General features: G+C 39.5%; 27 protein-coding genes and 1 tRNA gene. 8 read left to right on the top strand and 20 right to left on the bottom strand.

All coding sequences use genetic code 11. The annotated features are described in order from the left end of the window. Positions 1-507 precede the first annotated feature (507 nt). Positions 508-1,146: a DUF4230 domain-containing protein gene (locus tag HMPREF9420_RS03955; RefSeq protein ID WP_007134157.1), complete on the bottom strand. Its 639-nt coding sequence runs from the start codon at positions 1,144-1,146 to the stop codon at positions 508-510. Then, on the bottom strand, positions 1,136-1,810 hold the full coding sequence (locus HMPREF9420_RS03950; protein WP_007134156.1) for a DUF4230 domain-containing protein: 675 nt from the start codon (positions 1,808-1,810) through the stop codon (positions 1,136-1,138). The genes HMPREF9420_RS03955 and HMPREF9420_RS03950 overlap by 11 nt, the downstream gene beginning before the upstream one ends. A 216-nt stretch (positions 1,811-2,026) precedes the next feature. Between HMPREF9420_RS03950 and HMPREF9420_RS03945 the strand changes: the two genes are divergently transcribed. Together HMPREF9420_RS03945 and HMPREF9420_RS03940 are read left to right on the top strand one after the other, a co-directional pair. Then, positions 2,027-2,602: a DUF4738 domain-containing protein gene (locus HMPREF9420_RS03945; RefSeq protein ID WP_007134155.1), complete on the top strand. Its 576-nt coding sequence runs from the start codon at positions 2,027-2,029 to the stop codon at positions 2,600-2,602. Positions 2,603-2,715: 113 nt separating this feature from the next. Then, positions 2,716-3,201 carry a ferritin gene (locus HMPREF9420_RS03940; protein WP_007134154.1) on the top strand — a complete coding sequence of 162 codons (486 nt, stop codon included), beginning with the start codon at positions 2,716-2,718 and terminating at the stop codon, positions 3,199-3,201. Between the two features lie 163 nt (positions 3,202-3,364). Here the strand turns inward: HMPREF9420_RS03940 and HMPREF9420_RS03935 are convergent, their stop codons facing one another. The 3 genes from HMPREF9420_RS03935 to HMPREF9420_RS03925 are packed head-to-tail and all read right to left on the bottom strand — an operon-like array spanning position 3,365 to position 4,930. Beyond that, positions 3,365-3,745 (bottom strand): hypothetical protein, encoded by a 381-nt coding sequence (locus HMPREF9420_RS03935; RefSeq protein WP_007134153.1) that lies wholly within the window; start codon positions 3,743-3,745, stop codon positions 3,365-3,367. Positions 3,746-3,753: 8 nt separating this feature from the next. Beyond that, a complete protein-coding gene (ribH, locus tag HMPREF9420_RS03930; RefSeq protein ID WP_007134152.1) occupies positions 3,754-4,230 on the bottom strand; it encodes a 6,7-dimethyl-8-ribityllumazine synthase in 477 nt (158 codons plus the stop codon). A gap of 1 nt (position 4,231) precedes the next feature. Further along, on the bottom strand, positions 4,232-4,930 hold the full coding sequence (locus HMPREF9420_RS03925) for a tetratricopeptide repeat protein (RefSeq protein WP_007134151.1): 699 nt from the start codon (positions 4,928-4,930) through the stop codon (positions 4,232-4,234). Positions 4,931-5,093: 163 nt separating this feature from the next. Between HMPREF9420_RS03925 and recF the strand changes: the two genes are divergently transcribed. Continuing rightward, positions 5,094-6,194: a DNA replication/repair protein RecF gene (gene recF, locus HMPREF9420_RS03920; RefSeq protein ID WP_007134150.1), complete on the top strand. Its 1,101-nt coding sequence runs from the start codon at positions 5,094-5,096 to the stop codon at positions 6,192-6,194. Next, positions 6,194-6,484, top strand: a complete 291-nt coding sequence (locus HMPREF9420_RS03915; RefSeq protein ID WP_007134149.1) for a DciA family protein — start codon at positions 6,194-6,196, stop codon at positions 6,482-6,484. The genes recF and HMPREF9420_RS03915 overlap by 1 nt, the downstream gene beginning before the upstream one ends. Before the next feature lie 213 nt (positions 6,485-6,697). Here the strand turns inward: HMPREF9420_RS03915 and HMPREF9420_RS03910 are convergent, their stop codons facing one another. From HMPREF9420_RS03910 to HMPREF9420_RS03855, 12 genes are all read right to left on the bottom strand, one after another. Beyond that, a complete protein-coding gene (locus tag HMPREF9420_RS03910; protein ID WP_007134148.1) occupies positions 6,698-7,354 on the bottom strand; it encodes a DUF4476 domain-containing protein in 657 nt (218 codons plus the stop codon). Positions 7,355-7,495: 141 nt separating this feature from the next. Then, entirely contained in the window at positions 7,496-8,242 is a 747-nt protein-coding gene (locus tag HMPREF9420_RS03905) for an outer membrane beta-barrel protein (RefSeq protein WP_007134147.1), read from the bottom strand. A gap of 27 nt (positions 8,243-8,269) precedes the next feature. Continuing rightward, positions 8,270-8,800: a 5-formyltetrahydrofolate cyclo-ligase gene (locus HMPREF9420_RS03900; RefSeq protein ID WP_007134146.1), complete on the bottom strand. Its 531-nt coding sequence runs from the start codon at positions 8,798-8,800 to the stop codon at positions 8,270-8,272. Next, positions 8,793-10,499, bottom strand: coding sequence for a S41 family peptidase (locus HMPREF9420_RS03895; protein ID WP_007134145.1), 1,707 nt, complete (start codon positions 10,497-10,499; stop codon positions 8,793-8,795). Before HMPREF9420_RS03895 ends, HMPREF9420_RS03900 begins: the two co-directional genes overlap by 8 nt. Beyond that, complete coding sequence (locus tag HMPREF9420_RS03890; RefSeq protein WP_007134144.1) at positions 10,480-10,932, bottom strand: deoxycytidylate deaminase; 453 nt, start codon at positions 10,930-10,932, stop codon at positions 10,480-10,482. Before HMPREF9420_RS03890 ends, HMPREF9420_RS03895 begins: the two co-directional genes overlap by 20 nt. Next, complete coding sequence (locus tag HMPREF9420_RS03885; RefSeq protein ID WP_007134143.1) at positions 10,922-13,018, bottom strand: M3 family metallopeptidase; 2,097 nt, start codon at positions 13,016-13,018, stop codon at positions 10,922-10,924. Before HMPREF9420_RS03885 ends, HMPREF9420_RS03890 begins: the two co-directional genes overlap by 11 nt. Positions 13,019-13,030: 12 nt before the next feature. Beyond that, a complete protein-coding gene (locus HMPREF9420_RS03880; protein WP_007134142.1) occupies positions 13,031-13,717 on the bottom strand; it encodes a Crp/Fnr family transcriptional regulator in 687 nt (228 codons plus the stop codon). Between the two features lie 6 nt (positions 13,718-13,723). Beyond that, the gene (locus tag HMPREF9420_RS03875) at positions 13,724-14,755 is read right to left on the bottom strand and encodes an FAD:protein FMN transferase (RefSeq protein WP_007134141.1); all 1,032 of its coding nucleotides are present in this window, start codon (positions 14,753-14,755) and stop codon (positions 13,724-13,726) included. Continuing rightward, a complete protein-coding gene (locus tag HMPREF9420_RS03870; RefSeq protein WP_044078753.1) occupies positions 14,752-15,444 on the bottom strand; it encodes a DUF6048 family protein in 693 nt (230 codons plus the stop codon). The genes HMPREF9420_RS03875 and HMPREF9420_RS03870 overlap by 4 nt, the downstream gene beginning before the upstream one ends. Then, positions 15,395-15,895 (bottom strand): DUF6452 family protein, encoded by a 501-nt coding sequence (locus tag HMPREF9420_RS03865; protein WP_007134139.1) that lies wholly within the window; start codon positions 15,893-15,895, stop codon positions 15,395-15,397. Before HMPREF9420_RS03865 ends, HMPREF9420_RS03870 begins: the two co-directional genes overlap by 50 nt. A 16-nt stretch (positions 15,896-15,911) precedes the next feature. Next, positions 15,912-16,862, bottom strand: a complete 951-nt coding sequence (locus HMPREF9420_RS03860) for a glycosyltransferase family 2 protein (RefSeq protein ID WP_007134138.1) — start codon at positions 16,860-16,862, stop codon at positions 15,912-15,914. Positions 16,863-16,880: 18 nt separating this feature from the next. Further along, a complete protein-coding gene (locus HMPREF9420_RS03855; RefSeq protein WP_007134137.1) occupies positions 16,881-17,396 on the bottom strand; it encodes a DUF4199 domain-containing protein in 516 nt (171 codons plus the stop codon). A gap of 122 nt (positions 17,397-17,518) precedes the next feature. Between HMPREF9420_RS03855 and HMPREF9420_RS03850 the strand changes: the two genes are divergently transcribed. Then, entirely contained in the window at positions 17,519-20,068 is a 2,550-nt protein-coding gene (locus HMPREF9420_RS03850) for an endonuclease MutS2 (RefSeq protein ID WP_007134136.1), read from the top strand. A gap of 192 nt (positions 20,069-20,260) precedes the next feature. Further along, positions 20,261-20,334: transfer RNA gene (locus HMPREF9420_RS03845), tRNA-Thr, on the top strand. An 820-nt stretch (positions 20,335-21,154) separates the two neighbouring features. Here the strand turns inward: HMPREF9420_RS03845 and HMPREF9420_RS03840 are convergent. Beyond that, positions 21,155-21,841, bottom strand: a complete 687-nt coding sequence (locus HMPREF9420_RS03840) for a hypothetical protein (RefSeq protein WP_007134134.1) — start codon at positions 21,839-21,841, stop codon at positions 21,155-21,157. 181 nt (positions 21,842-22,022) lie between these two features. Here HMPREF9420_RS03840 and HMPREF9420_RS03835 point away from each other — a divergent pair, with 181 nt between their 5' ends. Together HMPREF9420_RS03835 and HMPREF9420_RS03830 are read left to right on the top strand one after the other, a co-directional pair. Then, the gene (locus HMPREF9420_RS03835) at positions 22,023-22,562 is read left to right on the top strand and encodes a hemerythrin domain-containing protein (protein ID WP_007134133.1); all 540 of its coding nucleotides are present in this window, start codon (positions 22,023-22,025) and stop codon (positions 22,560-22,562) included. A gap of 94 nt (positions 22,563-22,656) precedes the next feature. Continuing rightward, on the top strand, positions 22,657-23,034 hold the full coding sequence (locus HMPREF9420_RS03830; protein ID WP_007134132.1) for a rhodanese-like domain-containing protein: 378 nt from the start codon (positions 22,657-22,659) through the stop codon (positions 23,032-23,034). 141 nt (positions 23,035-23,175) lie between these two features. On the opposite strand, the gene HMPREF9420_RS03825 is transcribed toward HMPREF9420_RS03830, so the two are convergent. After that, positions 23,176-23,586, bottom strand: coding sequence for a DUF2752 domain-containing protein (locus HMPREF9420_RS03825; RefSeq protein WP_044078751.1), 411 nt, complete (start codon positions 23,584-23,586; stop codon positions 23,176-23,178). 25 nt (positions 23,587-23,611) lie between these two features. After that, complete coding sequence (locus HMPREF9420_RS03820; RefSeq protein ID WP_044079083.1) at positions 23,612-24,043, bottom strand: acyl-CoA thioesterase; 432 nt, start codon at positions 24,041-24,043, stop codon at positions 23,612-23,614. Positions 24,044-24,199 lie beyond the last annotated feature (156 nt).

Here is a 24,199-nt window from a genome sequence, read left to right as displayed (position 1 = left end):
TACAGAAGGAGTCTTCTAAAGATGTTAAAAAATAGATACAAAACTTTACAAATCAGAGTGTGATAAATGTGGATTTAATAGGAGAAACGGCTTATCTTTATTGAAAACTTAATTTATTCAATCCTATTTTTTGCTGTAAAAAGGGCCGTTCATGGGGACTATTTACGTCGTATTATGCAAACGTTTGCCCAGTAAAATGTCAAAAAAACGATAATTCTTTGAGTGCACATAAGAGATTAGTCCTATCTTTGTATTGTCATTCAATGCTGTTGTTTTTACGCGAGTAAAGTCAAAACAGGCTGATATTGATAATTGAGAGAGAAATTAAACATGATATTTCGATAGGTTCTATATATTTAGGTTCAAAATGTTTTGGTAGTTTTGAAGTTTTTTTGTGTTTTGGTAGATTAATAATTTGATTACAAATCCCAGAATCACGGGATGTTAGTTTTTGTTGATTTAGTGAGAAAAGGCCCGATAGCGTGACGCTATTGGGCCCTTTGTTTCTTATTTGTCTTTATGTGCAAAACTTGCTTTTACCTTGCTAAATCCCATGCTTTTCATCAGGTTTTCTACCTGTTCGCATGCAATTTGCTGTGCCGTTGTGATGTTCTTTTGCGTCAAACTGCGTTGCTTCATGCGTTTATATGCGCGATTGAAAAGCTGTTTTCTGTCAGCCTCAGACCATCTTCCAGTTTCATAAAACGATTTAGTTCTGGCTTCATCAATAAAGTCTTGATCAAGCAAATGAATGGGAGGAAGAGTCAGTTTCAGGCTGTCTTTGTCCTGATATATCCATCCTGGTGTTGCATGATGTAGGTTTATACCAAGTCGTAGCGTTCCATAGTAGATGCGAGCCAACTCACTATCGCCGAAGAAACCATGCTTTATGGTGTCTACAAGCTCTTCATCAGAGATCTGAAGAAACTCCCATTCGCCAATTTCTTCAATGTTTTTAATCAGTGCCGGCGTGAGGTCTATGTTCTTATTTTCACCAATTTGCAGACTGGTTCCCGTCTTTACCCATTTCACTGCACAGGTAATCATGATGAATAACACCACAATCAACACAAGTATAAATATGATTTTAGCCGTCAGTTTGTTGAGAACAGATAGCCCGAATGAATTTCGTTTCTTATTTTCCATGTTCAAAAGTTTTGTCAATCAGCATTTGAAGATCATTGCTGTGCAGGTCGTTTCGGAAGCTGATTGTGATGTTTTGTTCCTTGAATCCTAATTGTTGAAGTATAGGAACGAGGATTCTTGTGGCACTGATACGTGCATTTTCTAAGATATCTGTTTGCGGAATAGCTTGCAATATCTGTTGACGTCCTTGACGTTCGAAGTCAGAAAGTTCAGCATCTGAAAAGTCTGAGCGTGTGAAACTAACGTATTTGCGGATTTGATCATGGTCAATCTTCGTGCTTGTCAATGTGATTCGTGGATCAGGAAGAATGATTTCAATCTTCTCTCCGTTACGTTTCACATTCTCGTTACTAAAGTCTGCGAAGTCAATATAGCCTTTAAGTGTCGCATCCATGGGTATAGCTACTCTGCGCTTTGTTAGCGGAATCTCTATATTTATATTCTCGTTGAAGAGCTTTCCCTTAATCGCTTTCTGGTCATCATGCGTGATTATCTTATGAATCTTATACTCTATGGTGTAAAGTTTAGAGCATTTCTGGACACGATTGATTAGCATTGGAATCGTATCGACAGCCTTTTCTGTCTGTTGTTGCTTATTACTTTTGCAGCCAAGGAAAGTCAAAAGTAATAGTAATGAAATGGGAAACAGATGTTTATAATTCATTCTTTGTTGGTTGATTGAACGCTACAAAGATAATAAAAAAAATGGGTTTAGTGTCATCTTTGATTATTTTTCGTCGGTCAGTTGAATGATATTGTCGCGTGGAAAAATTGTACTTTCTTTTTGATATTTGGTAGTTTTACACTACCTTTGCATCAAGTTATCTACACACGGCAATTGAAGCATTTGATTGTTTGCTTGTAATTGAAAAAAGAAAAGATGAGAAAATACAATAGTTTACTAATCTGTTTTGTTGGAATCCTTGCTGTTTATGGTTGTAAGGAGAAGAAAAACACGGGAGATATCATTACCAAAAAGCCTGTGACAATTGTTCAACGAAAGATTCAGCAGACAGGAAACTATGTTCAAAGCCGTAAGATTAAGTGGTTAGGTGGAGTGTATACGGTCGAAACAAAGCGTGTGGCTGATACTTCATTGCCATTGATTGAGGATGGAAACACTAAGTATTATGACAATAAAATCATGATAAGGATTTTGCGGTCAGATGGTAGTGAGTTCTTCAATCATACGTTTACGAAGGTTGATTTCAAGGATTATATTGATGGTACTTATTCAGATGGTGCACTCGTTGGTATTGTTTTAGACCGTGCCGAGGGTGATAATCTGTTGTTTGCAGCCAGTGTTGGCTCGCCAGATAAAATGAGTGATGAGTATATTCCATTGCTGTTGAAGGTGTCACGTCAGGGAAAAGTTTCTATTTCTAAAGACACTCAACTTGATACAGGAAGTTCAGAAGCGTCGGAACAAGACCTCTCTGAGGAAGAGGGAATGTAGGGATTAACAAAATATAAGATATAAAATAAGCGTTAAGAAAATGGCAAAAAGGAGCTTGTTTCTTTGTTTTTTTGTATCTTTGTCTTATCAGATAACATTTAAATAATAAGATTATGATTTCAAATTCACTTGAAAAGGCACTCAATAATCAAATTGTGTGCGAGATTTATTCAGCTAACTTGTATCTCTCTATGTCTTTCTATTTGGAGAAAGAAGGCTATACCGGTTTCTCTACTTGGATGAAAAAGCAAAGTGCAGAAGAGATGGATCACGCTTCACAAATGGCTAGTTACATCATTAAACGTGGTGGAACAGCTGAGGTTAACACTATAGAAGCAGTGAAAAAGACATGGGAAAACCCACTCAATGTATTCGAAGATGCTTATGCTCACGAGTGTAAGATTAGTGAAAGTATTAATAATCTGCTCGCACAAGCACAGAAAGAAGGCGATAATGCAACACAGGATTTCTTGTGGCAGTTCGTTCGTGAGCAGGTAGAAGAAGAGGCTACAGCAAGTGGAATCGTTGACCGTATCAAGCGAATGGGCAATAACTCTTTGTTCAATCTTGATGAACAATATGGTCGTCGCCAAGCTTAAGTATTAAGTTTTAAGGCATTTTAAGCCGATAATAAAGATAGAATAGGCAGTGATTGCATTCGTGTAATCACTGCTTTTCTTTTATCTGATGGTTTTGTTATAAACAAAAAAATGAGATGAAAGATTCTACTTCCATCTCATTTTAATATGCTTTGTAATTCGTTTACTCTTTTAATAGCGCTTGATGTGCCTCTTCAAACTGACGAGGATAATTGCTTATAAAGCACATGTTGACTAAACAATTGGCCAAAACCTCAGCATCATTGAGGTCGACTCCTTTCTCTCGGGAGACATCTTTGCCGAGAATCACCTCCCAATTTCCTTTGAAATTCGCGTCCTCAGCACCCATATATTGTTCTTCTCCCTTGCCTTTGATGAGCTTATAACGAATGCTCTTGCTTGAGTTTACAGGCTTCATGCCTACCATTATGTCGTAAGCTTTCTTCAAAGGCTCACGATATTTCGCTGTGCCTGGAAACATTTCATTAATCACAGGCATAAGTTCGTCGAACTCATACGCTTGTAACAATTGGTGAAGTTTCATCTCTTTATTTAGAATTTAGCCATTTTTATTGCTACAACAGCACACTCATCACCTTTATTTCCCAATCTTCCTCCGCTGCGATCTTTTGCTTGTTGGAGGTCGTTTGTTGTCAAAAGGCCGTACACAACAGGTATTTCCTGTGTGGCATTTAAGCGTGCTATGCCTTCAGTTACACCTTGACAGATGTAATCAAAGTGTGGAGTTTCACCGCGAATGACGCTTCCTAAGATGATGACAGCATCGTAACCGCCATGCAAAACCATTTGATGTGCGCCATAAATCAATTCAAAACTGCCTGGAACTGTCCTCACATGAATGTTCTCCGGGAGTGTTCCATGCTTCTGAAGTGTCGTCATTGCACCCTCAAGTAAGGCATCAGTTATCTCTGGATTCCATTCAGATACAACGATGCCGAAGCACATATTACTTGCATCAGGGACTTTATTGGCGTCATAATCTGACAGATGATGTAATTCTGTTGCCATGTTATCTTGATGCTCTTTCTATGTATTTATCAATCTCTTGGCTTTGTACAAGGCCAGAATTTACATACTTTTTCTTGATATCTTGATATGTCTTCAGTGCGTCATCTTTCTTTCCTTGGCTCTCCAAAAGAATGCCAGCTTGCAGTCTAAAGGTAGGAGATAGAGAGTTGTTTGCATCATCTTTTGCCTCTTTGTCAGCCATATCAGCAGCTTTTTGCAAGTTTGTTATGGCTTTATCCAATTGATTTACGTGAGCATAAGCATTGCCAAGTGCCGCTACTGCAGCAGGACTTACCATGGCATCATCGGCAGGTGAGTATTCATCGAGATACTTAACAGCCTCATTCCACTTATTTAAGTTGGCGTAACATAAGCCAACATAGAGGTTCGCAAGATTTGCTGCATCCGTACTTCCGTAGTTATTGATGACATTAAGTAAGCCAGAAAAGCCTGCACCATCACCCTTAAGAGCTTTATCAAACTGCTCCGCGTTGAAGTATTCTTGGCCTTTTGCCAACTCCGTACTGGCCTTTTCTTCGCGTGGTTCAGCTACATAAGCTTTGTAAAGGAAAGCACCTACAATGATAACGACTATTGCTATAAGTGCAATAATGATTGCTTTCTTGTACTTCTCAAAGAAGACTTCCGACTTAATGAGTGCCTCGTTGTCGAGCGCCCCCTGTTCATTTTTGTTTGCCATTGTTATTAGTTGTTTTTATTTATTTTTCAATTTGTGGCGTTTCTACCCTCTAAATGCACGGTATATAACGTCGCAAAATTACGTAATAATTCTCACATATTGAAATTTATTCATTCTTTTTTTCGTTTTTCCCCTATTAAACGGTAACTTTGCAGAATAGATTATGATACTCAAAAGACTTTCAGTTATCAATTATAAAAACATTCGTGAGGCAACGATTTTATTGTCTTCGAAGCTCAATTGCTTTATAGGAAGCAACGGAGTTGGTAAGACTAATGTACTCGATGCGGTTCATTATTTGTCGTTTTGTCGTAGTGCTTTCAACCCAATTGATGCCCAAGTAATCACACATAATCAAGACTTTTTCGTCCTCGATGGTAAGTATTCATCAGATGAAGGGGATGAAGAACAGATTTATTGTGGAATGAAACGTGGCACGAAAAAGCATTTTAAGCGTAATAAAAAGGAATATCGCAGACTGTCACAGCATATTGGTCTCATCCCACTTGTATTCGCTTCACCTGCCGATTCGATATTAATTGAAGGAGGAAGTGAAGAGAGAAGACGACTTCTTGACGTAGTAATCTCTCAGTATGATCATGCATATATCGAGGCTCTTTCAGCCTATAATAAAGCACTTCAGCAGCGAAATGCCTTATTGAAAATGGAGGAAGAACCCGATAAAGCCTTACTCGAAATATGGGAAGAGCAAATGGCTTTGAATGGAGAAATCATCTATCAGAAGCGCAATTCGTTTGTAGAGAGACTCGTTCCTGTGTTCCAAGACATCTACACGCATATCTCGGGAGGACATGAAACAGTAGCTCTGAATTATGTTTCTCATGGACAACGTGGGCCATTACTTGACACTATACAACGTGATAGGCATCGAGATAGGGCCGTAGGTTACTCACTTCATGGGGTACATCGTGATGATCTTGAGATGTTGTTAGATGGATATCAGATGAAGAGAGAAGGCAGTCAAGGGCAACACAAGACTTATGCTTTGGCGTTAAAGCTGGCACAATTTGATTTCCTTCGACGCACTTCAAACAACACTCCATTGTTGCTTCTTGATGATATTTTCGACAAGTTAGATGCCAATCGCGTTGAAAAGATTGTGCAACTTGTTGGTGGTGATGAGTTTGGTCAAATCTTTATAACTGATACTAACCGTGATCATCTCGACCAAATACTTGCTCGTGGTGACTTCGATTATAAGTTGTTTTCCGTTGATAATGGTGAAATTGAGGAGAAAAACTAATGTTTAAGCGTGATGTTAAATCTCTATCCGACCTCTTGCAAACGGTACTTCGCAAGGAAGGTTTTGAGACTCCACTGCTTCAAAGACGGCTTGTAGCGTCGTGGGATGCTGTGGTTGGTCCAACGATTTCGCGTTACACCAGTGATAAATTCATAAAAAACCAAACGTTATTCGTAAAGATTAATAATCCAGCTTTACGCCAAGACCTCAGTATGATGCGTCAGAAACTTGTGCAACGACTCAACAGTCAGGTTGGAAGTTTCATCATTAGTGATATTAAATTCTTTTGAATGGTGAGATAATATGCCTTATCTCTTCTCGCTGTTTGCGTCAAATGACCGTATGATGTGACGTATATCATGCGGTCATTTGAGGCAGATTGCAGTGTCACTTGATGCAAATCGCAGTGTGATTTGTAAGTGGTTGAGTGTCAATAAGATTGTATGGTTGTCTCCTTTTGTGCTTTCGTAACCTTTGGTTGCTATTCAATCCTGTGTTGTTTTCTATCGCATTTGACGCTCATGCATGATTCTTGCCGCCTTATCTTTATCGCTATCAAACGTGAAATCCTGATAGATAACGTATGCATTCTGTGGATCTACAATCTGACGCGCCATGAAACGTAAGGCCTTTAGTTTGCTATCACTGAATGTAAACAACTTTAACAATTGTGCACTTTGACGGCAAGTGAAAAGACTTCTCAGGCAAGCCACTTCAAGAAGTGCCATTCTATTGTCATCAAAATTAGCTTTGTTCATTCGGTCATAGAGTATAGTAAACTCGTTTTCACTTAGGCATTCATCGTAGAAAGCAGGGTAGGGACGACGAAATTCATCAGTAGGATTGCCGACAATCATATTGTTTTGGTTAGCCGCTTGACGTGGTATAATGGTTTCTTGATAGTTGACGACGCGGTCACGGTTGTCAAATTCGATGCGCACATATACGTCGTAAATGTCTAACAACTTACTCTTGATGTACTCCCAACGCGTTCCTGTCTGGTCAAAACTTGAGGCTTTCGGGGTACCAAGAATACTCATTACTTCCTGTTTTGTCATGCCTCTCTCAATGATTCGCTTGTCTTTTGCCGCAGCTTCAAAGCTGAAAGCCATGAGGAACATAACGAATAATAGGCTGAATTTGTGTAGTTGTTGCTTCATAGTTGTATGGTTTTGTTTATCGCAAATATAGAAACAGAAAGTGATTCTTCGTGAAGAATATCCCTATTTGCTTATAGGTTAATCCCTATTTCCTGCAAGTTATCTCAACGACTGATTAATTTCATGAGGCTATATAGGTTTTTAGAGCTTAAATTTATAGCCTGCTGTGATGCCAATATAAAGGTTTCGCAGTCCATGTTTGTCAGACATTCCGCCACCGGGAATATAGATTTTATCATACGTATAGATTCTATTGAGGTCGATATGCACAATTCCTGTCATGACAAACTGTTTGTAGTCATAACTGATTCCGACGGGAATAGCAACACAAACGCGTTTGAAATCGTTATTCTTCTCTGTTGTTTCATGATGACTATAGTCATGCCATACATACTTTGTAACGTCATCATCTGAGCTATATCCATCGTTTCCTGGTAGTGGATCGGCCATTTTCCCATAACTATGAGCGTGAAGTTTTGCCGTGAGCAGACCGCTAACTTCAAGTCCTATCTTAAAGGCGAGATGGGGTTTAACGTAGAAACTATACATGACGGGCAGTGCAATATAGTTCATGTTGAGGCGTTCTAACTTGTCAGTACTTTTCTTGTATGTCATGTCGTGAATCTCCTTGTAGTTGAACCCGCAGCCAATCTGCCGATATGCTAAGCCAAAAGAGAGTGAATTGTGGGTGGAAACAAACCATTCTGCCTCAACACCTGCTTCATAACCAGCCTTCCATTTGGGACTATAAAGGAGTCCGCTACCAACGAATTTAGACATATTGAAGCCTAATTTGGGTTGAATGAAGAAATCGCCTTTAGTATATTGTGCACTGATAGATAGTGAAAAAAGACTTAATAGCAAGGTTACAATGATATTCTTTTTCATAAGTGAATAGATTTTATTCGTAATTTATTAAAGAATTTCGTCCATTTTTACGTCATAATCTTCTACAGGTACGGCATCAACCTTTTGGAAATCGAAACATAACCCCAACTTATAGGCCTGAGGAACAAGTTTTAGAAAGCGGTCATAATAGCCCTTTCCACGTCCTAAACGATTGCCTTTTAGGTCGAAACTCAAGCCAGGAACAATGACGAGTTCAATTTTGTCAAGAGATGAAAAAACGTCACCAGTAGGTTCCATGATATGGAAAGCACGTCCTTCTTTAAGGCTTTTCTGCCCCTCATAACGCCTGACTTCGAGGCTGTTCTCTAAGGTTACAGGGAGCAATATCGTTTTTCCTTGTTTGTAGAGTGTGTCTATCAACTCGTGTGTATGCACCTCATCGGGCATGGAATAATAGAGAAGGATGGTTTGAGCAGCGTTGACACGAGGGTGGGAGAGCGCCTTATTGACGAGCAAAAGCGATTGCTCACGCAGCTCTTCACGCGTGAGTTGTCGCTTTCGCAAGTTTATTTCGTGTCGTAATTCGTCTTTACGCATGCGCTATAAGATGGCGTTCAAAATATAGGTTTTCGTTTCCTTGCAGCATAGCTAACTTTCTTTTTGTGGGTTTGGCCTTTTTCTTTTTGGGGAAAGCTGCATTATTTTTGAACACGCGAAGTGCCGTTTGGATAACCGGATCATCTTGGTTGATGTATTCAATCCAAGCTTGTTCATCAAGCATATTATAGATAATGCGACTATCTATGTATCGGTTGAGGAGCTTACGACTCTTCTGTATCATCAAGTTTCGACGCTTAAGTCCATGTCTGTCCGCATAAGTGGCAAACTTATCTACCATATTTTGCTTCTTAAGATAGTCGCTAAGTTGCATCATGTCTTTGAAGTTATTCAACTTAATGCGGTTATCGTCGGTATAAGTATAGGCAAACTGGAGGATGAGTCCACTCATTGCAGCCTGTTTATAATAGGAGGTGATGTTCAAAGTATCTTCAGGAACGAAGATGTCTGGAGTGATTCCACCTCCTCCATACACAATCCTTCCGATGCCCGTATGATAGGCAGGACCTGTGTGCTTAATGCTATCTGATGAGAAGAACTCACCGTGTTGATAACGTGACATGAGGTCTTGTTGGTAGTCAATATCCTCTCCGTTGGTGTATGGTTTCTGTATACAACGGCCGGAAGGAGTGTAATATCGTGCGATGGTTAGACGAATCATACTTCCATCATTGAATCCAATCTGCTGCTGAACAAGTCCCTTTCCAAACGAACGTCGACCGATAATGGTTGCTCTATCGTTATCTTGCATGGCACCAGCAAAGATTTCTGCGGCTGAAGCAGAACCCTCGTTAATCAGTACAACGAGTGGAATGTTCTGATAACTACCACGTCCATCCGAGCGATACTCTTGGCGGGGACTCTTCCGTCCTTCTGTATAAACGATGAGTTTATTCTTTGGTAGGAACTCATTGGCTATTTGAACAGCACTATTCAGATAGCCTCCTGTGTTATCACGCAAGTCAATGATGAGATTGCTAAAACGGTTTTGAGAAAGCTTTGCCAAGGAAATGAGTAACTCAGGATAGGTGGTTTCACCGAAGTTCTTGATGCGGATATATCCTGTTTTATCATCAATCATATAGGTGGCAGATATGCTCTTAGTTGGAATTTCGCCACGTGTTACGGTGAAATACTTAACGGCTTTTTGACCATAGCGTTTCACTCCAATCTTCACTTTCGTATCTTTTGGCCCCTTTAATCGCCGCATAGCTTCTTCGTTTGTTACGATTTTACCGACAAAAGGTTTACCATCTACGCTGACAATCTTGTCGCCTGCCAGAATGCCTGCACGGTCAGCAGGCCCATTTTTAATAACATTCTGCACATGGATGGTATCTTGTCGAATCGTAAACTCAATGCCTACACCAGAGAATGAGCCTTTCAAGTCGTCGTTAGCAGCCTGAACATCCTTTGCACTAATATAGACAGAGTGAGGATCAAGCTCTCCCAATATTTGAGGAATAGCCTTATCTACGAGCGAGTCAATATTCACTTTGTCGACATATTGGTCGTCAATAATGTGCAAAAGGTTACTGAGTCGGCTGCTACCAGAATTGATAATGTTGAGTCGATTGCCCGAAAAATGATTGGCATAAAAGGTTCCCATGAAGATGCCCGCTATGACACAAAGGGCCATAATGAGTGGCATCCACCGGTTATTTTTCTTCTGTTCCATAGTCTTTCTTTTGTTCCATGTAAATCACTTCAGTCCCAGCTTTGCGCAATAAGTCTATTCCATCTTCCAAACGATACTTCTCTGCATAGACGACGCGCTTGATACCAGCCTGTATAATGAGTTTCGCACACTCGATACAAGGTGAAGCTGTCACGTAAAGCGTACTGCCATCACTATTATTATTGCTGCGAGCGAGTTTGGTAATAGCGTTTGCTTCTGCATGCAAAACATAGGGATAAGTAACTCCTTCGTTATCTTCGCACACATTGTCAAAGCCACTTGGTGTTCCGTTGTAACCATCGCTGATAATCATTTTGTCTTTAACAACAAGGGCACCAACCTGGCGGCGGAGGCAATATGAGTTCTCTGCCCAAATCCGAGCCATGCGAAGATAGCGGTTATCTAAATTATATTGTTTTTCTTCAGCTGTCATGTTGTGCTGTTTTATATTCTATTCCGTTTCTTTCTAACAGTGCTTTAATGGTGGGTTCTTGTCCACGGAAGCGTTTATATAGAGTCATAGGATGCTCAGTTCCGCCTTTAGAAAGTATGTTATCTCTAAAACTTTGTGCGGTCTTTTGATCAAAGATACCATTCTTTTTGAATACACTGAAAGCATCAGCATCAAGTACCTCTGCCCATTTATAACTGTAATAGCCTGCTGCATAGCCACCAGCCATGATGTGACTGAATTGAACAGTCATGCACGTATTAGGCAATTGTTTGTTGAGAATAGCCTTTTCCCATGCCTTTTTCTCAAACGAAATAATGTCTTCATTGAATGGCTTTGTTTGCGTATAATAGGCCATATCCAAGAGACCGAAACTCACTTGGCGCAGACATGCATGTCCCGCCATGAAGTTCCTACTTTTGATGATGCGGTCAATAAGCTCGTCAGGAATCGGCTCTCCGGTTTTATAATGGAAAGCAAAGGTGCGTAGGAATTCTTTTTCTACAGCGTAGTTCTCCATGAATTGCGATGGAAGTTCTACAAAATCCCACCAAACATTCGTTCCACTTAGACTCTCAAAACGAGTATTTGCGAACATTCCATGTAGGGAATGTCCAAACTCGTGAAGGAATGTTTCAACCTCTCCGAGTGTCAGAAGTGCAGGCTTTTCTGCAGTAGGTTTAGTAAAGTTCATGACCAAACTGACGTGAGGGCGGCTGTTGTTTCCTTTATAATCAATCCATTGCCCTTTGAATTCAGTCATCCATGCACCTCCCTGTTTCCCTTTACGTGGGTGGAAGTCTGTATAGAGCACAGCCAAAAAACTTCCGTCTTTGTCGTAAACTTCATAAGGTTTTACGTCAGGATGATAGACTGGAATCTTGTCATTAGGTTTAAAAGTAATGCCATAGAGCCGATTGGCAAGCCCAAACACACCTTCAATCACTTTTGAAAGTTCGAAGTAAGGGCGTAGCATTTCCTCGTCTAAGTTATATTTTTCCATCTGCAACTTATGCGAATAGAAGCCTACATCCCATGGCTTCATTTCAAAATCTTCGCCTTCCAACCTTTTAGATAGGGCTACAAGAGCTTCTTTTTCTTTGATTGCTGTAGGCTTGTAAGCTGCTATAAGTTCGTCAAGTAGATTGTAAACATGTTTAACATCACTGGCCATACGATGCTTTAAGACATAATCTGCATAGGTCTTAAAGCCTAATAGTTGTGCGATTTCACGACGCAGATTTATCAATCGTTTACAAATCTCAAGATTGTTCTCGTTGTTGTCGTGCGTACATTCTGTGTTCTTGGCCATAAATAGCTGTTTGCGCAGCTCCCGTTGGGTAGAGTATGTCATGAAAGGAGAGTAGCTTGGGAAGTCAAGTGTAAACAACCAACCAGACTTTTCCTTTTCTTTTGCCAAATGAACAGCTGCATCCTTGGCTGTGTCGGGTAGCCCATCAAGTTGCTTCTCATCTGTAATGTGCAATTCAAAAGCCTTTGTTTCTTTCAAGACATTTTGTGAAAATTGCAGTGCCAACATGCTTGCTTCTTCTGTAAGCTTACGTAGTTGCTCCTTTCCAGAAGCGTCTAAGAGCGCTCCACTCCTAACAAAGCCATCGTAACTCTTATTGAGTAGCATCTGCTCTTCAGGCGTAAGTTCGCGATTTGGATGGTCATATACATATTTGATACGTTCAAATAGTTTCTCGTTGAGGCTGACATCATTTGCATGTTTAGTGAGGATAGGACTCATTTTCTGTGCTAATGCGTCAAGTTCATCATTGGTTTCCGCACTTAACATACACGAGAAAACGGTTGAAACACGGTCGAGGAGGTCATAATAACGTTCTCCTTTCTCTACATCCACACGTGCTAACGTGTTTTCAAATGTAGGAGTTGAGGGATCATTGACCATCTTCTCTATTAGTTCATCGTCACGTCTGATTCCCTCCATAAAGGCTTCTTCATAGTCAGAAGTCTTTATTTTAGGAAATGGTATCGTATAATGTGGTGTACCATAAACCTCAAAAAACGGATTAATTCTCTTTTGTTCAGTTATCTTATCCATACTAAGTCCTTCTTATAATTCAATATTTTGCAAGGCATCCTCTATATGTTTGATCTCAACGAAATTACGTTTGAGCGACACAATGCCTTCTGTTTCCAAATAATTTAAAGCTTTTGACACATTTCTTCGACTGTCATTGAGCTCGAGTGCCAGTTGAGTCATCTTTATTTTGATTATCTTTTGTCCTGCTGGTCGTATGCATCTATCTGCAAAAAAGCGTATGATTCTACTCTCAAGTGATTTTGCATGTTGTCGTAAAAGCATACGTTCATACTTCTGTGTACACGTAGATAGGATATTGAAAAGATTGATTCTAAAGATTAAAAACTCGTCACTTAGTCGTATAACTTCACTCTTTTCAACCGTTAAAATGCTGCAAGTTGTCACAGCTTTAAACGTCTTTGAGAAGTGTTGAGTGAGTCCAAACAGGCGCTCAAGTTGTAGTAATTCGGGAGCCATTATGGTCTCCGTAATTTGGTAACTATGGCCTGCAGCTATGGTAGTTACTTCTATTTGTCCTTTTAAAAGGAAAAAGAGTCGATTACAAATATCATTTTCTGAGACGATAATCTCTCCTGCTTCATATTTATGAAAGCCTAATTTCGTGTGAGCAACGACAGATTCTAAGTCCGCCTTTCCTAATCCTTGAAATAATGGTAGGATTAATAACTGGGAATATAATTGTAGGTCGTACTCCATACTTTGTTATTTAGTAATCTTCTTTTCTAATGAAGGTGAATACCAAACTTTATTCTTCCCTCCCTTATCAGCATAGATAAAGTAGGCCATTAGTTCAGGATGTTTGTCCAAAACTGCCTTTGCTTTCTCTATTCCGAGCACCATAAAGGCTGTTGCATAGCCGTCAGCTTCAGCGCAACTTTTAGCTAAAACTGTCGCAGAAAGAAGACTATGTTGAACAGGATAGCCTGTACGTGGGTCGATAGTGTGGGCCAATTTCTTTCCTTTATTATAATAGAAGTTCCGATAATTACCACTGGTAGCCATACCCTTATCGGTCACGTTCAAGACTGTTTGCAGTTCTTGCTTTGTATTTAAAGAGTCATCACTTGGTTTTGTTACACCAATTTTCCAAGGCAAACGCTTTTCACTTAGCCCACTGGTGATAACTTCTCCACCTATCTCTATCATGTAGTTTTTGATATCATGACGTCGCATTACAATAGCTACTGCATCACTTCCGTAGCCTTTTGCTATGGCGCTGAAGTCAAGCATTAATCCTTTGTGTGTCGATTTGACTAAAGTCTTCCCACGAGTATGTTCTATTTTGATGTATTGCATACCCATTAGAGCACGTAAACTATCCACTTGTTGGCGGTCAGGTAATTGTTGGTGTTTGAATCCAAAGCCCCAAGCATTAACTAAAGGAGCTACTGTAATGTCAAAAGCATCTTCAGTTTCCTTGTTAATGGTTTGTGAAAGAGTGAGTACCTGCATAAACATCTTATTGGCTTCTATCGTTTTTCCTTGGTTAAAAGCAGTTACTGTAGAATGTTTATTGAACATAGAGAACTCGTTATCCACCTTATTTAATTCTGCAATTATTTCCTTATTGAGGTCTTTATCATATTGGTATGTGGCGTGATAAACCGTTCCAAAGATGAAACCTTCATTGTGTTGATAGGGCATATCACGTTGTTGACGAATAATAAGGATTGTCCCTACAATTAAGAAGAGCAGAAATGCCGCCTGAATATATATTTTTTTACCTTTTCTCATAATTCCATTGTGATGTTAAACTCACCGCCAAGACGGCTATTTCCATTACGGCCGAAGCCAGGAATATACCATGGTTCTCCGATGTTTGCATGTGAATGGTAGAGCCTTCGCTTATAACGCGCACTCCACCCCATTCTTAGTGGTCCCCAGATTTTAGCGTCAATAGAGAATGAAAACTCAAGCCAATGGTAGTCAGCTTTTTGTTGGTGTGCGGTGAAATCTATTTGATTTCCCCATATTGGGTCAATAATATTCTGCCCATCAATATCATATTTAAATGTTGTATAAGCGTATCTTGCTCCTCCATAAATACGATAAATATCGTGTTTATTTTTACTTAGGTTCCAATCCATACCGATTCGACCATACGGAGCGCTTGTCTTATAAGCCATTTTTGTCGTGATATCCTTAGCATCAGCTTTGCCATAGCCTAATTCTACAATAGGAAACCATTTGTCTTTTAAGTTCAATCGTAGCGAAGCTTGAACTTGACCATAGTCTCCAAAGGCTAATTGTGCAGGGCCAACCAAGTCTGTTGAGACAGCAATTCCCCTAAACAGAGGTATAGTGTCACGCTCAATCGTGTTGGTTTTCACTTTCTGTTGTGCAGATGTTGTTAATGAAAGTAACGTACAACTACTAAAAATCAGCACTCTTAAAGTAAATGAAGAAATTACTCTTTGTAACATTATTGGTTACGTTTGGTTGTTTGATGACAATAGAATCTATTGCGTGTTGCGTATAGTTTATTGCCGTAATCTTATGAAATATCGCAGGACTGCAATCCACAGATTCAAAATGTGGCATGTCGGTTTTCGTCACTGCAATCGTATCTCTCAAATTAGTTGTCGTACCATTGATATCAATGTAGAATGTATCTATAGGCATACTATAGCTCATCGGAAGTTCAAAGCTGTCGGTCTTTTCCGCTTGATTGATGATAACAGAATCGTTCCCATTATGTAAATTGGCAGTAATGGTCATTTTACTATTAAGCGTTTTTATTTCACCTGCAAGCTTATACTTACATATTACACGATTATTGAGTGAACAATCGATAGTCGAACAGCCCACAAGTATAAGTATTACAGTGAGCAGACCGATGGAGTAGGTTGTTAATTTTGTTTGATTCTCCTTCATGATGTCGCTATCTTTATTAGATTTTCTTTTCTATCTGATAGTCATTTCTATTAGGATTTTGTCGACTAATCAAGTCTCCAATGAAGCCTGCAAGAAAGAATTGACTTCCCAAAAGCATCATCGTTAATGCAATAAAGAAGTAAGGGGAGTCTGTGATGAGTCTTTGTGGAATATGACAAAAGAGGGCATAAGCCTTATCAGCTCCAATACATATCACTGCAATAAAGCCGATAAAAAACATTAAACTGCCTAAGAAACCAAATACATGCATAGGTTTCTTTCCAAAGTTACTAAGGAACCACAGTGTGATAAGATCTAAATATCCATTGAAAAAGCGATTTAATCCGAACTTACTCTTGCCATATTTGCGTGCCTGATGCTGCACAATCTTCTCTGCAATGCGGTCGAAGCCTGCATTTTTTGCCAGATATGGGATGTAACGATGCATCTCTCCATAGACTTCTATGTTTTTAACCACGTCTTTCTTATATGCTTTTAACCCACAGTTAAAGTCGTGAAGATTATGTATTCCACTAATCTTTCTTGCCGTAGCATTAAAGAGTTTTGTCGGTAATGTCTTTGATAATGGGTCGTAACGTTTTTGCTTATATCCCGATACAAGGTCGTAATTCTCTTCTTTTATCATGCGATAGAGCTCTGGAATCTCGTCAGGTGAGTCTTGAAGATCTGCGTCCATAGTGATGACAACATCACCTTCTGCTTCTGCAAATCCACAATATAAGGCAGGACTCTTACCATAATTACGGCGGAACTTGATGCCTTTTACATTTGAATCTTTATGTGCTAAGTCTTCAATTACATTCCATGAATGGTCTGTACTGCCGTCATTGATGAAGATAATCTCGTAGCTGAACTGGTTGTTTTCCATCACACGTTTAATCCATGCGTGGAGTTCGGGTAACGATTCTTCCTCATTATAAAGAGGGATAACAACTGTGATATCCATTGGTTTCAAATAAAAATTTTAATGTTTAAGTTTTGCAAAGAATGCAATAAATATTGAACAGAACCATCCTATCATTATTCCGTAGATGAAAATCAAGAAAGATAGTTCCATTGGGGTGAGCTGTTCAAGCATTGCCAAGCCATCTGTCAACTGTTGAGTACTTACTCCATTCTGCTTATAGAGTGGCATCATTTGGAATACTGCGGAGCTCATCACGCCAAGAAATCGACCATTGTCTATGAATCTAAAATAGATAAAAAGGGCAACTCCGAATAGAAGTGAGGCGTAGAAGAACGTATAAAAGCAATAGACAAGTGCTCGGCGGTAGCTCATGATGCCGTCAAGAGCATAGTTGCGAAAGCGAATCATTCGCCACGCTACAAACAAAGGAGTCGAGAAAACGAGCAGTCCTCCAAGGTCCGTCTTGGGCAAATAAACCACCAATGCAAAGGTTATCATCCATAACATACTCAGAAATACGCCGTCCTGTCGTGCAAACGCCTTTGTCTGGGTAATGGCATTAAAACTAATCATCAATTAAAATTACGTTTATAAACATTGCAAAGATAACGTTTTTCCACCACATATATATAATACGTCGTTACTTTTTGTCTTATTTTTATTTTTTATTACCTTTGCAATCGATAGTAATAGTTATGATATATCCAGATAATTTTGAAATAAAGATTGGTTTCTCAGAAATACGTTCTATGTTGAATGAGCGTTGTCTTTCGCCTTTAGGGCAGTCTCAAGTCGAAGTAATGACCTTCTCTGATGATGTAGAAACTGTAAATGAATGGCATCAACAGACAGACGAACTTCGGTTGCTTCTTGAAGAAAATCCCGATTTCCCATTAGACAATATCTTTGATGTGCGCGAGAGTGTGAGCCGTGCACGTATAGCAAACACACACTTGGAAGAAGAAGATTTCTTTCATTTGCGCCGGTCGCTTGACACTATTCATAAAATTGTTACAATCCTTCATCCTGATGATGATGAGCAGATGGTTGGCAAAGCGCTATTCCTTTTGTCTGATGGTATAGCCACTTTCCCAAACCTTGTGCAGCGTATTGATCAGGTGATTGATAAGTTTGGACACATGCGTGATACTGCTTCGCCCGAGTTACAGCGCCTTCGACGTGAACTTTCGCGTGCCGAGGGTTCTGTTTCACGTACCATTTACGGCATTCTTCGTGCAGCACAAGCAGATGGACTCATTGACAAGGATGTTACACCGGCTGTTCGTGATGGCCGGTTGGTTATCCCTGTAGCTCCAGGTTTGAAGCGGCGCATCAATGGAATAGTACATGATGAGAGTGCAACAGGACGTACTGTTTTCGTAGAACCAACAGAAGTTGTTGAAGCAAATAATCATATTCGTAAGTTAGAGGCTGAGGAACGGCAAGAGGTAATACGTATCTTAACCGCATTGACACAGCAGGTTCGTCCAAACGTTCGTGAGATATTAGATTCTTTTCACTTTCTTGGTATCATAGATTTCCTACAAGCTAAAGTGCAGTTTGGAAAGCAAATACGAGGACTTTCACCTCAGTTGAGCACTTCACCCTATATGGATTGGATAGAAGCTCGTAACCCTTTACTTGAAAAACAATTGGAAGTTCGCGGTGCAAAAATCGTTCCGTTAAACATTACTTTGACGCCCGAGAAGCACATACTTATTATCTCTGGTCCGAATGCAGGAGGTAAATCGGTTTGTTTGAAAACGGTAGGGTTGTTGCAATATATGTTACAATGCGGAGTCCCTATTCCTGTTAGTGAACGTTCTTCGTGTGGTATCTTTGAAGATTTGATGATTGATATAGGTGACGAACAAAGCATAGAGAACGATCTTTCTACTTATTCTTCCCACCTGCTTAACATGAAAAACATGATGAAGCAGGCCACAAGTCGGACATTAATCCTTATAGATGAGTTTGGAACTGGCACAGAACCTCAGATAGGTGGAGCCATTGCAGAGAGTGTTTTGGATAAGTTCTGTCGGAAGGGAGCGTGGGGTGTCATAACAACTCACTATCAGAATCTGAAACATTTCGCAGATACCCACCCGGGAGTAGTGAATGGTGCCATGCTCTATGACCGTCATGAGATGCGTGCTCTCTTTCAGTTGGCCATAGGAAGACCCGGTAGTTCGTTTGCCATAGAGATTGCACGAAAGATTGGATTGCCTGAAGATGTTATCGCTGAAGCGTCAGAAATCGTTGGAAGTGATTACATTCAGAGCGATAAATATCTTCAAGACATAGTGCGAGATAAGCGTTATTGGGAGGGAAAACGGCAGACTATCCATCAACGTGAAAAGGAGGTGGAGAAAACGATAGAACGCTATGAACAAGAGATTAAAGAACTTCAGCAGCAACGTAAGACGATTGTCACAAAGGCAAAAGCCGATGCTGAAGAATTACTTCGAGAGAGTAATCGCCGTATAGAGAATGCTATTCGTGAGATAAGAGAGCAGCAAGCAGAGAAAGAAGTAACGAAAAAGATTCGTGAGGAGCTTCATCAGTTTGAACAGGCTGTTAAAGAAGGACAACCCGTGAAAGGCAAACAGGGGCATGGGCTCATGTCAGATGATGAGTTTGAAAAGAAGGTTGAACAGCTGCGTCAGCGTAAATTGCGTAAGGAGAAACGTAAACAGGAGAAGTCTGAACAGGCTGTTTCTGCAAATAAAAAAGAGGAATTTACAACCAATTTCGCTGTAGATAAGGCAAAGGCTGTATTGGCTGTTGGAGACACCGTACGTATTCGGGGGCTGAAGTCGACTGGAACAATAGAGTCGATAGATGGGCAAATGTGTACTGTTGTCTTTGGAGATATGCGCTCAAAAATACGTGTGAATCGATTAGAGGCTGCTACATCATCAACAGAATCAACCTCACAAAGTGTTGAAACAGCCTATCAAGTGAGTCGAACAACACGCGATACAATTGATGACCACCGCAAGAACTTTAAGCAAGACCTTGATGTTCGTGGCATGAGAGGAGACGAAGCTTTGAATGCTGTACAATACTTTATTGACGATGCCATATTGATGGGGATGAGCCGCGTGCGTATTTTGCATGGTAAGGGAAATGGTATTTTGCGCAATCTCATACGTCAATATCTTTCAACAGTGTCCAATGTGGTGCATTATGCAGATGAACACGTACAATTTGGTGGTGCTGGAATAACCGTGGTTGATTTGTAAATAGACGTTAAAAGAGTGGAGATTACTTCACGTTTATTTTGCATTTACAAATAAAATCCCTACTTTTGCACGCGCTTTCAAAGGCAAACATGGGCAAGTCCCTTACGGTCTGCTCCCTCGGAATCCCCCAGGACGGGAACGTAGCAAGGGTACTTGGTTGTAGCGACGCGATAAGGATAGCTTGCCCACCTCGCCTCTTTAGCTCAGTTGGCCAGAGCACGTGATTTGTAATCTCGGGGTCGTTGGTTCGAATCCGACAAGAGGCTCAAAGAAAAAGCGACTGAAAACTCAATTTGATTCAGTTTTTTCTTCAAGATAAAGAGAGACAGAAGATAGTCAGACTTAGCCGATATAACAATTATATTTGCAAGGTCTGATTTTTTTTGTGCATTTCCTTCATCATCATGTTAGCTGTGTTTTCAATAGATTTTGCACTTTAATTGATAGGGCTATCAAACAAGAATATTGTCATTTATACTTATTCTTGAGAGCTATAGGCACACGAATATGATGTTTGTTTCGACTGCTTTATGAAAAGGTAGGAGTGAGATTTACTTCTGTTTTGATGAATTGTTTGATATAGATGTTTATTGTCAATTTTATGAACAAAAGGCTTCTGAGGATTGGGCTCGTTTAGAATCAATCGAGACTTGAGGTTAAATCGGTGATTTTTTTAGGTGTGTTGTAAGCTGTTGGCGTTCAGATGCTTATAATAAACACATGGCTTTATGCCTTGCTTCCCTTGATTTTGATGTACAAAATGATGGTTATTGTGGTTCAATATGACTGGTTTTTAGCTTGTGAATGCAGGCTTTTTGTGAACTTATCTGATTGATTTAGAAAATTGAAATGAGGCATATTAAGACTTAAATACCCCAAAATGGATATCTTATTTGTTGGAAACCTTGAAATTTTAACAACTAAATCGCTGTTTTATTTCTATTTCATCAAAAAATAATCTCTTTCTTATTGGTATTTTTTATGACATTTTTCTCGCTGCGTTTATACATGAATGATTAACATAGACCCTTATGGTTACTCTTAAAATCATAAGGGTTTATGCCGTGATAGAAGTTTGAATGGAAGTTACCTACGTTTGCCGTATCTGTCAATCAAGATGTGTTTCTTCCCTTGAATGCCCTCAAAATAAGGTGGTTCGCAGCGCAATTGCATGTCATCGTAAATGAATTCAGCTATCACTGTATCTTTTCCATCAGGGAGAATCAAGCCCATCTTGCCATTCTTTTCAGCGATAACAGGCATCATGCAAAGGTCATCTACGTAGACGTATGGTGTGCGAAGGAAATCATAGAGCGCATGAACAAGAATCTTTCCTTCATGATCTTTGATGCCAAACTTACCGTTTTCTTCGAACACTTCATGAAACTTGATGTATTTTTTCTTGATGCGTTGCAAGTAGGCTACTATCTTTCGAGGGTTATTAATCATTTGAAGCCAGTAGCCATACGTGTCACAATAGTTGGCCGAAGCACGTATAATGACCATCTTCCAATCTAATCCACTGATGACCTTTCGGTTCAAATCTATGTATTGAGCGATTGCGTTTTCCTTCTCTGTAAGGCTTAGTTTGGAGAGAGATTCTTCGAATTTGAGCATGATATTCTTTGAACCTGACATGCCTTTTATATAGCGATGAATCTGTCTGCTCATCTCGTTACAAACAAATTTATCAATCTCTGCCAGCTCAATTTTGTCTACATAGAGTTCATCAAAGTTCTCGGCAGTAATCTTTTTCATTGTAATGTCCTCCATTGTTTTTGCCAAAGGTAATAACTTTTTAATGGTTTGAGGAATTAATTTGAATAAAATTTGCTATGGATATGTTATAAAACATACCTTAACCATTATTAACCAGTAGAGGGTAACAATTGTTATGTGGACTTTATTTGTTTTTATTTAACTTTGCACACATTATTAAATAAGAAACAAAATTATGAATTCTATTTATCCATTCGAGCAATGGCCGCTCGACTTATTGGTTGATTATGTATTGAAAGTGCATCATAGAGGGATACGTGAACAAGGACCTGTTATCTTGAATAAACTCATTGAGGTAGCAGAAGCACATCGCGAAGATAATCCAAATTTATTGAAAGTAACGGATCATTTCCGCAATTCGCTCTATGATCTCGAAACACATTGCACGAAAGAGGAGCGTGTGCTCTATCCGTATATTCTCGAAATGTATAGTGCATACAGCATAGGTCAGAAGATAGAGCCTTTTCATTGCGGTTCTATTCAAGGCCCAATAAGTGTGATGATGGCTGATCATGGCGATGAAACTGAACGTCACAACCGCATAGCAGCATTGACAAACAATTATACTGCGCCCGAAAATGCAGATGAAGACTATGTGGAAGCGATGAATCTTTTGAAGCAGTTCCGTCAGGCACTCGACGAACATATTGCCATGGAAAATGAGGTAGTATTTCCTATGGCGATGAAGTTGGAAGGCTTGTCTGCTGGATATTAAGTCGTGATTTAGAAGTTGTTATATATTAATAAGGTGTTGTTTGAGATGATATAAACTGATTCTTCACAGCACAATCAAAATAATAAATGTATAAATGAACAAGATAAAAGCAATACTTTGTATGTTATTGAGTGGTGTATTATCAGCGTGTGCACAACAAGAGAATATTACTTCTGTTGATGCAGCAGCCTTTCAGAAGGCAATAACGAAAGACAGTGTGCAACTTCTTGATGTTCGTACGGCAGAGGAATATGGTGAAAGACATATCCTTTATGCGGTGAATATTGATGTGTTGCAGCCTGGTTTTAAGGAAAAAGCAGAGAAAGTGCTTGATCCTTCAAAACTTGTTTATGTTTATTGTAGGTCAGGAAAACGTAGCATGACCGCTGCAACACTTCTTGCCGGCATGGGATTTAAGGTGATAAACCTCAAAGGTGGAATCTTGAGTTATCCTTTTTCATCTTCAAAATAGAGCATAAAGAGGGCAAGAGAGCCTGTTTAACGAGTAATTAAAAAAGCCTTTCCTGAATGTAAATGTCAGGAAAGGTTTTATTTTATTGCATCTTTGTGTGTGCTTGTTTTTATGGAAAGAAGAAACATTTTTGCTTCATCATCAAAGATGATAGATGTTTCTGATGATGAGCCATGCAAAGAATGTGATAGCGTAGAACCATAAAACAGGTTTGCTTATAATAATATTCTTCACTCTCTTTTTTGTTTTCCCTTGTGGAAGTAGTGTGAAGATAAGACATGAGAAAGTGTAGGGGAGGGCAAGAATTAAATAATAATTGTAAGCTATTGCATGTGAGAAGTCTCCATGAAGAAAGGCATATAATGAGCGTTGTAAACCGCAAATAGGGCAATCGAAGTCTGTAATGAGTTTGAAAAGGCATTTGGGCCAGAAGCTGCTTGTTGAAGGATTGGCAACCGAAAAGATAACAATTATAAAGACAATAGAGAGTAAGATTGCAGTAGTCTTTCTCTTTCGCGCACGTGATATATTATCTAATAGCTGATGAATCATTGAAAGCAGGTTCTCTTTGTGAGGCTTATCCCTTCCTTCTTACATCCCTTCCCTCAAATTTACAGATAGCATCTATCCATTCAGGCAACATCGGCATAGATTTATTTTGTTTGAGATCGTATGCCACCATGATGGTGCGGCCTATGCACTTCACCTCTTGTGTGTCGGTATCCACAAGCCTTTGAAGTAATGTAAAGCTCTTTGTGCCTACTTCGGTAATAGCTGTTTGCACTTCAACATGGTCGGTGCTGTGTACCTGTGCAAGGAAGTCTGCCTCGACATGAGCAGCAAAAATGGCATAATTACCTTTTGGGATATCACACACTTGACGCACATAGTCAATCTTTGCCGTGTCATAATATTGAAAGTATGCAGTGTTGTTGATGTGTCCAAACTGGTCTGCGTCTGTAAATCTAAGTTGCATTGGTAGCCTGTGATGATATTCAATCTCTTCCATTTTCAAATGCTTTTTCTTCCTATTGATATTATTTCCAACATTCAAATGCTTGTAAGCATTTTGTTTTCGTTTGCAATATTCGCACTTTTTTGCGACATACACAAATATTTCGTGTATGATTTAACAAAATAGAGGGTAGAGTTTGTTTCTCTAAAA

This window comes from Segatella salivae DSM 15606 (assembly GCF_000185845.1).
GTDB lineage: Bacteria > Bacteroidota > Bacteroidia > Bacteroidales > Bacteroidaceae > Prevotella > Prevotella salivae.
The sequence above is the reverse complement of the archived record's forward strand: the minus strand, read 5'-3'. Positions and strand labels throughout refer to the sequence as shown.